7 protein-coding genes and 1 pseudogene are annotated in these 7886 nt (G+C 58.2%); 3 read left to right on the plus strand and 5 right to left on the minus strand.

The window, feature by feature from the left end:
- Positions 1 to 220 (plus strand): annotated as a pseudogene (locus tag NAC44_RS20880) (methyl-accepting chemotaxis protein); the annotation flags it as partial.
- Between the two features lie 136 nt (positions 221 to 356).
- Here NAC44_RS20880 and NAC44_RS20885 read toward each other — a convergent pair.
- Positions 357 to 791: a hypothetical protein gene (locus NAC44_RS20885; RefSeq protein ID WP_250943578.1), complete on the minus strand. Its 435-nt coding sequence runs from the start codon at positions 789 to 791 to the stop codon at positions 357 to 359.
- A 3-nt stretch (positions 792 to 794) separates the two neighbouring features.
- Positions 795 to 1124 carry an ElaB/YgaM/YqjD family protein gene (locus tag NAC44_RS20890; RefSeq protein ID WP_250943580.1) on the minus strand — a complete coding sequence of 110 codons (330 nt, stop codon included), beginning with the start codon at positions 1122 to 1124 and terminating at the stop codon, positions 795 to 797.
- Between the two features lie 351 nt (positions 1125 to 1475).
- Between NAC44_RS20890 and NAC44_RS20895 the strand changes: the two genes are divergently transcribed.
- Positions 1476 to 1673, plus strand: coding sequence for a CsbD family protein (locus NAC44_RS20895; RefSeq protein ID WP_250943581.1), 198 nt, complete (start codon positions 1476 to 1478; stop codon positions 1671 to 1673).
- A gap of 101 nt (positions 1674 to 1774) precedes the next feature.
- On the opposite strand, the gene NAC44_RS20900 is transcribed toward NAC44_RS20895, so the two are convergent.
- Complete coding sequence (locus tag NAC44_RS20900) at positions 1775 to 3385, minus strand: cisplatin damage response ATP-dependent DNA ligase (protein ID WP_250943583.1); 1611 nt, start codon at positions 3383 to 3385, stop codon at positions 1775 to 1777.
- Entirely contained in the window at positions 3385 to 4398 is a 1014-nt protein-coding gene (locus tag NAC44_RS20905; RefSeq protein ID WP_250943585.1) for a ligase-associated DNA damage response exonuclease, read from the minus strand. The genes NAC44_RS20900 and NAC44_RS20905 overlap by 1 nt, the downstream gene beginning before the upstream one ends.
- A 176-nt stretch (positions 4399 to 4574) precedes the next feature.
- Between NAC44_RS20905 and NAC44_RS20910 the strand changes: the two genes are divergently transcribed.
- Complete coding sequence (locus NAC44_RS20910; protein WP_250943587.1) at positions 4575 to 4811, plus strand: Lrp/AsnC ligand binding domain-containing protein; 237 nt, start codon at positions 4575 to 4577, stop codon at positions 4809 to 4811.
- Here NAC44_RS20910 and NAC44_RS20915 read toward each other — a convergent pair whose 3' ends face one another.
- A complete protein-coding gene (locus NAC44_RS20915; protein WP_250943588.1) occupies positions 4812 to 7724 on the minus strand; it encodes an aminotransferase in 2913 nt (970 codons plus the stop codon). It lies immediately after the preceding gene.
- Positions 7725 to 7886 lie beyond the last annotated feature (162 nt).

The raw sequence follows: 7886 nt of genomic DNA on the forward strand, positions 1-7886 counted from the left end.
CGAACAGGACACCACCATCCGCTCGATTGCCACGGCGCTGAACCAACTCGACACCGCCACCCAGCAGAATGCCGCCATGGCCGAGGAAACCCGGCGCTCCGGTGAAACATTGTCGCAGGACACCCGCGACTTGATCGGTCTAATGGGCAGCTTCAAAATTTCCGACGGCCAGACGTCAAGCCTGTCCAGTCAGCAGAACTGGATGCGCAAAACCGGTTAAAGCCTGTCGCAGCCAATAGGATTCACGGCGAACTGAAGCCCATAAAATGCGCCACGCTTGAGAGCATTTCCCTCCGGACATGCGCAAGAACGAAGAGTGAGAGCGCTTCGATGTTTCCGTGAAACAGTGAAGCGCTCTAATCAGTTTTGCCAATGCCTTGGCTGCGGGCAAAAAGATAGGATAGAAGGCCTATGGCGGCGACAGCCACCAGCGGATTGGCCTTGATCATGCCCGGAACCTGCCCGGCCAGACCGAGAGACATAGGGGCCGAAGCTGCACGGGCCTCACGCAGAAGACGTTCCCTTTGCGCATTGCGATGATCAAGATAGGCGTCGATGGCAAGGAAGAAAAGGCCGATTGCGACGCAGACTGCCGCAATGATCACCCCTGACCACAGCGGCCCCACAATGGCGGCCAGCATGATCCAGACCGTGGCGATGGCTGCGAGGGCTGCTATGAAAAACAAGATGCCCGCCAACGCCATGAGAATGATATGGCGTCTGGCACGATCCAGTTTTTTCCTGACATCGGCAACCGCCATCAGGCTGATTTGCGAGATGAGGGCAATCATGGCTTAACGTCGATTGAGAAGAGCAAAGACGAAACCAAGACCGGCGGCAATCATCACCGACTGGATGGGCTTGCGCCGGATATGATGTTCGAGATCCTGTTCCATTGAGGCCAGACTGCCGCGCGCAGCTTCCAGCATATCGGCCGAGGCGTCTGCCATATCACTGCCAAGCTTTGTCGCCTTTTCTCCTGCCTGATGAAGCTTGCTCGTTCCGATCGCTGCAAGCGTTTCGGTCAAAGACGCTACATCCCGTTTCAACTGGGCGATCTGCGCTTCAAGCTCCTGTGTCGATACGGATGCCTCTGTCTCAGGGGTGCTGGTCTTTTCAGCCATAGATCATCTCCGATGATATTTCCGATTTCACTCATCATAGAACGTGGATGTAGCCAGGATGTTCCTGCCCGATGTGTAGAGGCGCGGATTTCCTGCCGGATTCACCTGAACGCATCTGAAGCACGTTGCCGCCTTTCAGCCCCACTCACCGTGCTTTCCGTTTTGCCGCATGTCTACCCTCTTTTCCTTGAGGACAATCAAGCCCGACATGTTTGTCGTCTAAACCGGCAGACCTGCTTGAAGCTTTTGTAGGCCGTTTGCCCGAACTCCATTCGCTGTTGCTCATGGAACTTTGGTGCCGGACAGGCATTGAGAGGATGTTGAAGGTGGCCAACATGAAAGGATAGCACCATGAACTGGAACCGTATTGAAGGCAACTGGACCGAATTCAAGGGCAAGGCTCAGGCCAAATGGGGCAAGCTGACAGGCGATGATCTCGATGTGATCAACGGCAATCGCAAGAAGTTGAGCGGCAGGTTACAAGCTCTTTATGGGAAAACCCAGGAAGATGTCGAACAAGAGATCGACGAATGGACGAAAATTCATTAAGTATAATATACCGCAGCGATACGGCATGATGCTGTTTAGCGGTAGCGGCGCTGGAGACCATGATGGTTTCGGCGCCGTTTCTTTTGCGCTGCGTTTGATTTTCAGGTTATCAACCGCACCAGAGTGTCCAGCCGGTCGGCCTCACTGGGCTGTTTGTCCCGCCGCAATCTTGAAATCCGGGGAAAGCGCATGGCAACCCCCGATTTATGCCGGGTGGAGCGGTTCAATCCTTCAAAGGCGACCTCGACGACAAAACCATGATCCGGCTCGGCGCGGATCGCGCGCACCGGGCCATAGCGATCCACCGTGTTGTTGCGCACATAGCTGTCCAGCTCTTTCAGTTCCTCATCGGTAAAGCCGAAATAAGCTTTGCCCACCGGCACCAGTTCTTCGCCGTTTGCGGTTTGCATCCACACGCCGAAGGTAAAATCCGAATAGAAGCTGGAGCGCTTGCCATGGCCGCGCTGGGCATAGAGCAGCACGGCATCGACGGTGAGCGGCTGCTTTTTCCATTTGAACCATGGGCCTTTTGCCCGCCCCGCCTGATAGGGACTGTCGCGCCGTTTGAGCATGATGCCCTCGATGACAGGATCGGGTGGCGTCTTGCGCAAATGATCAAGCTGATCAAAACTGGAAAAATCGACAAGCGGCGAAAGATCGAATCGATCTTCCGGCAATTGCTCGATCAGCCTGGCAAGTCTGTGTCGCCGTTCGTGAAAGGGATGTGAGCGGATATCGTCGGCGCCATCGAAGAGCAGGTCATAGGCACGGATGAAGGCGGGGTAATCCTGGAGCAGCTTATTGGTCACGGTTTTCCGGTTCAGCCGTTGTTGCAGATCGGAAAAGCTGCGGGTGGGGCTTTGGCTGCGCAATGTGCCGCCGACCAGCAATTCGCCATCGATGACGCCCTCCACATGACAGGCAGACAGAATATCGGGAAAGGCTGCGGAAATATCATCGCCGGAGCGGGAATAAAGCCGGGTCACGCCGGAATGGCTGCTCAACTGCACCCGAATACCGTCCCATTTCCATTCTGCGGCATAATCGGCGGGGTCGAGCCCGTCGAGATCGCCCTCCATGACCGGATTGGACAACATGACGGAATGAAAAATCGCCGGTGTTGAAAGAACAGGCTTGACGGAGCGATTCTCCAGCCAGGCGAAGAGATCTTCATAAGGCGGTTTAAGGCCATGCCAGAGGGATTCGATCTCCTCCACCGGCTTTTCGGAAAACCGGGCAAGCGCCTGCTTGGCCAACCGGGCAGACACGCCGATGCGCAAACCGCCGGTGACCATTTTCAAAAAGGCAAAACGCTCGGAAGGCGCAAGCCGGTTGAGGAGGCTGACCAGCTCGGCGCGAAGTGCGCTTTTTCCAAGCGTTTGCATGGTCTGAACCACAGCACTCAGGCGCGGCGTCGTCTCATGGGTCTGATGCCGCCGTTCCTGATCCCAGACCAGTGCAATGGTTTCGGCAAGATCACCAATATAATCATAGGAATAACCGAAGAGAATCGGGTCCATACGCTCCAGCACCAGCTCTTTGAGCATAGCGGGCTTGACACTTTTCAGGTCGAGCGTCCCGGTCAGTACGCCGAGCGCATAGCCACGGTCTGGATCAGGCGTTGCCGCAAAATAATCGCTGAGCAGGGTCAGCTTGTCATTGCGACCGGGGGTCAGAACCAGCCGGTCGAGCAGGGCGGCAAAGGCTTGCATCAGTCCCCCTCATCCTCATAGCCGACGAGATGCAGTGGTTTCGCGGCAAAGCCGTTCAACTCGCACCAGCGCACCAGTGCTTCTTCCCGCCCGTGCGTGACCCAGACTTCCGCCGGTGAAATGTCGCGAATGGTTTGCGTCAGTTCCGGCCAGTCGCAGTGGTCGGAAATCACCAGCGGCAGTTCGACGCCGCGTTGTTTGGCGCGCTGGCGCACCATCATCCAGCCGGAAGCGAAACAGGCAAGCGGATCGCTGAAGCGGCGCGCCCAGCGATCGGCAAAGGCGGAGGGCGGGCCGACAATCACCGCGCCTTGCAGATGATCGGAACGGCCATCCTCCAGCGTTGCGGGTCTCAGATCGCCAAGATCGATGCCGCAGGCTGTATAATAGTCGCACAGCTTGATCAGTGCGCCGTGCAGATAGATCGGTTCTGCGTAGCCTGCATCCCGCAACAGCGCGATGACCCGCTGCGCCTTGCCCAGTGCATAGGCCCCGACGAGATGGCTGCGCTCGGGAAACTGCCGAAGCGAGGTCAAAAGCCGGGTGATTTCAAGGGCGGGATCGGGATGGTGAAACACGGGCAGCGCAAAGGTCGCCTCGGTAATGAAAACATCGCAGGCGATCGGCTCGAAGGCGGTGGCGGTGCGGTCACGTCCGCGCTTGTAATCACCGGAGGCGACAATGCGCAGGCCGCCGCTCTCCAAGGCGATCTGGGCTGAGCCCAGCACGTGACCGGCAGGATGAAAGCTGACGGATACCCCGTTGATACTCAGCCTTTCGCCATAGCGGGCGGCCTGCACCGATCCGGCGAAATCCTCACCATAACGCAGCCGCATGATGTCCAGCGTCTCTTGTGTCGCCAGCACGTGGCCGTGGCCAGCGCGGGCATGATCGGAATGGCCATGGGTGATCAGAGCACGCTGAACGGGGCGCACCGGATCGATATGAAAATCGCCGATGGGGGAATAAAGCCCGTCCGGGCCGGGATGAAGCAGGGTTTCGGGTCTGGCCATAAAGCAAAGATAGGGCTTGATTCGCCTGAGGAACAGGGCCGGAAGAGGCAAACTGTCGTGCATAAAAGCATGACCGATCCCTGCATTCGTGACCTCAAAACCGTTGCAACCTATTCTGTTGCGGTTTTATAAAGGGCCGGTCGGAAAACCTCCGGCGGAGAGTGAAGGACCTGTCGATGAAACCGATTTTCGTTCAGCTGCAATGCGCGCCCGGCAAGACCTATGAGGTTGCCGATGCAATCTACAAGGCGGAAATCGTCTCCGAGCTTTATTCCACCTCCGGCGAATATGATCTCCTGATGAAGGTCTATCTCGAAGAAGGCCAGGATATTGGCAAATTCGTCAATGAGAAGATCACCGCCATTCCCGGCATCGTCCGATCTCTGACGACGATGACCTTTACCGCCTTCTGATCACCAGCCCTCGCTCAACACCTTGTCCAGCATTGAGACGAAAAAGCTGGCGCTTTCGTAATCGATGCAGAGCGGAGGCTTGATTTTCAGGATGTTGAGATCATCGCCGGTCGGCTGCATGATGATGCCAAGCTCCAGCAGCCTGTCACAGATGGCTTCGGTTTCCTCGGTGGCCGGTTCCAGCCGGTCGGCATCGCGCACCAGTTCAAGTCCGAGATAAAGCCCCATGCCGTGCACGGCGCCGACCATCGGGTGGCGCTGCTTCAGGTCTTCCAGCCGTTCTTTCAGGAAATCGCCGACATCGCGGGCTCTTTCCTGCAAATTCTCATCCTGCATGATGTCGAGCACGGTCAGGCCGATCATGGCACTGACCGGACTGCCGCCAGAGGAGGAGAAGAAATATCCTTCGTTTTCGAGCGCCTCGGCAATGGCGCGGCTGGTGATCACGGCGCCGAGCGGCTGACCATTGCCCATGCCCTTGGCAATGGTGATGATGTCGGGCACGACGCCCTGCTGCTCGAATGCCCAGAAATGATGGCCGAGACGGCCATAACCCACCTGAACCTCATCGGCGATGCACACCCCGCCATGGGCGCGGATCATCGCATAGACGGACTGCAGATAGCCGTCGGGCAGCAAAACGCCGCCGGCATTGCCGAAGACGCTTTCGCCAATGAAACCGGCAATGCCTTCTGGCAGTTCCTGCAGCCGTTCCATGACAACATCGGCATAGGCCGCACCGGTCTCGCCCTCATAGGGGCCGCGAAACGCATTGGGCGCGGTGACGGCGTGCACCCAGTCCGGCCGGGTTGAAAGCGCATTCGGATTGTCGGCAATCGAGGTGGAAACGGCATCGCTTGCCACCGTCCAGCCGTGATAGGCGCCTTTCAGGCTGATGATATCGCGTTTGCCGGTGGCGGCCCAGGCCAGACGGATGGCGAGATCCACCGCTTCCGAACCGCTATTGACCAGAAACACCTGATCGAGCCCTTCGGGGGCAAGAGCGGCCAGACGTTCCGAGAAATCGGCAACGGCTCCATAATGAAAGCGGGAATTGGTATTGAGCAGCGACCATTGCCGCCATGCCGCCATGGCCAGCCGTGGATGACCATGGCCGACGGTGGCCACATTGTTGACCATGTCGAGATAGGCACGTCCCGACATATCAAAAAGATGCTCACGAAAGCCGCGTTCGATGCGGGGTGGACGGTGATAATAATGTTTCTGCGGTGTAGCGAAATGGGCTTTGCGCCGTTCCAGAACCTCTTGGCCATCGCGGGTCGAGGCATCGAGATCAATGCCGAACAGGGCGGCGGGCGAGGGGCAAAGCGCGCTCCAGGCCGCGGCCTGATCCGGCCGGGCAAACAGCGGCGGCACCAGATCACCGTCACGGCACAATTGCAGCCGCAAGCCGCCGACCGATCCTTCCGGCCCGGCGATACGGCCAAGCGGATCGCCGGTTGCAAGCTGCGTTCCATCGTCAAGCGTGCATTCCAGCCCGTAGATATGCAAGGTCAGACTGTCGGATGCCAGCATGATGTGCTGGCTGCTGCGTTTGAGGCTGCCATCGAACGGGGCGACAGCTTCGGTTCCGACCGGAAGGCAGGCATCGACATGCAGCGCCATGGTCGAAGGCATTCTGGGCGATAAAAGCCGCGTATAAGATAGCCGGCATTCGCCGTAACGGGTGGCGGCGACGCCGCTTTTTCCGGCAGCCTTGGCTAGAAGCTTCCAGTCGATCTGCGGATCTGACCAGTCATTGTCGATGAAATCCGGACTCAGCGTCGAAAGATCGGCAAGGCCGATCGTCAGGGGATCGATGCTGGGCAAGAGCCGCGCCAGAACAGGATGTTGCGGGGCATTGTCCTTGCCGATTGCGGTGAAAATGGCCTGTTCCATCACCGAAGACGGCACAGAGGTGGCCAGTGTCAGGATATCCCGTTCCCATTCCAGATTGTCCCTGACATAGGCATTGTCGGGATCGGTGGCGCTCTGCCGTTCGTCGCTGACAACCAGTGTGGCGGCCCGAACCGTGATCAGCGGCCAGAGCGCGCGGATTTCCGCATCGATCAGCGGATATTCGGCGTGAAAGGCGGCAATGGCGGGCAGCAGTCGGAACGGGTCGTGGTCGCAGTGATAAAGCAGCGAAGCACAGGTCACGGCCAGCTCGCTCACCACCCAGCCGCGCACGAGATCGCCGAAATCGATGACGCCTTCAGGCACAAGCCGCCCCATCATATCGCTGGTGCCGATGATGTTGTCCGTTGTCAGATCCTGATGCACGGCTTGCAGGCGCAGTTCATCCAGCAGCGGATTAAGCTGGCGCATGGCGAGGATCATGATCCTGGTCACTTCGTCACGGCGCTTCTGATCGTCCATGAAAGCCAGAAGATGCAGCACCATGGGGCCTGCCCGGCGCAGGTCCCATTGCAGGTCGCGCTCAAGGCCTTGATGATCAAAATCGCGCAGCGACAGTGCGATCCGGGCACAAAATGCGCCCATCTGCTCCATCATGACGGGCGGAAGATAAAGCCGGTTGCGCAATGGCTGACCATCGACAAAGCTTAGCAGGCGCACATGCCATGTCTCGTCAGGGCCGGGAATGCGCAGAACCTCTTCCCCGCTTAAACTGGCCATCACCTGTGGCAGACGGGGGGCATCGGCCTGTGCCGCCAGATGGCGCATGGCGGCATGTTGTGCATCAAGCTCCTCAAGGCCGAATTCGGATCGGCAGGCCTTGAGAAGAAATCGCCCGCTTTCGCTCGTCAGCAAAAAATTCCGATCCTGCTGCGAACCCAGTTCCCGGATATCGCCACGCAATCCGTAGCGTTCGGCAAGAATGCGCTCAGCATCCTCTATCCCCATGGCGGGTCGTGGCAATCCGGCACGCTGGAAGAGGAGGGTATTGGGCATTGCCGTCTCTCCGGGGAATCAATCCCCAGACATTAACAGAGACTGGTGCCGCGTCCACTGCAAGGACCGGAATGGTTTGCTGATAAAGCCATTACTTGTGGAAAGATGGCCTCACACCTCACCCCATGCGCTCTGATGCATAGCTTCCGGGGCTTGCGGGGA

The sequence above is a fragment of the Allorhizobium sonneratiae genome, assembly GCF_023700755.1.
In the GTDB taxonomy this organism is placed as follows: Bacteria; Pseudomonadota; Alphaproteobacteria; order Rhizobiales; family Rhizobiaceae; genus Allorhizobium; species Allorhizobium sonneratiae.

Excerpts from the sequence above, each read along its gene's own strand:
- NAC44_RS20885 (WP_250943578.1), bottom strand. The coding sequence starts at position 791 with ATGATTGCCCTCATCTCGCAAATCAGCCTGATGGCGGTTGCCGATGTC.
- NAC44_RS20890 (WP_250943580.1), bottom strand. The coding sequence starts at position 1,124 with ATGGCTGAAAAGACCAGCACCCCTGAGACAGAGGCATCCGTATCGACA.
- NAC44_RS20895 (WP_250943581.1), top strand. The coding sequence starts at position 1,476 with ATGAACTGGAACCGTATTGAAGGCAACTGGACCGAATTCAAGGGCAAG.
- NAC44_RS20900 (WP_250943583.1), bottom strand. The coding sequence starts at position 3,385 with ATGCAAGCCTTTGCCGCCCTGCTCGACCGGCTGGTTCTGACCCCCGGT.
- NAC44_RS20905 (WP_250943585.1), bottom strand. The coding sequence starts at position 4,398 with ATGGCCAGACCCGAAACCCTGCTTCATCCCGGCCCGGACGGGCTTTAT.
- NAC44_RS20910 (WP_250943587.1), top strand. The coding sequence starts at position 4,575 with ATGAAACCGATTTTCGTTCAGCTGCAATGCGCGCCCGGCAAGACCTAT.
- NAC44_RS20915 (WP_250943588.1), bottom strand. The coding sequence starts at position 7,724 with ATGCCCAATACCCTCCTCTTCCAGCGTGCCGGATTGCCACGACCCGCC.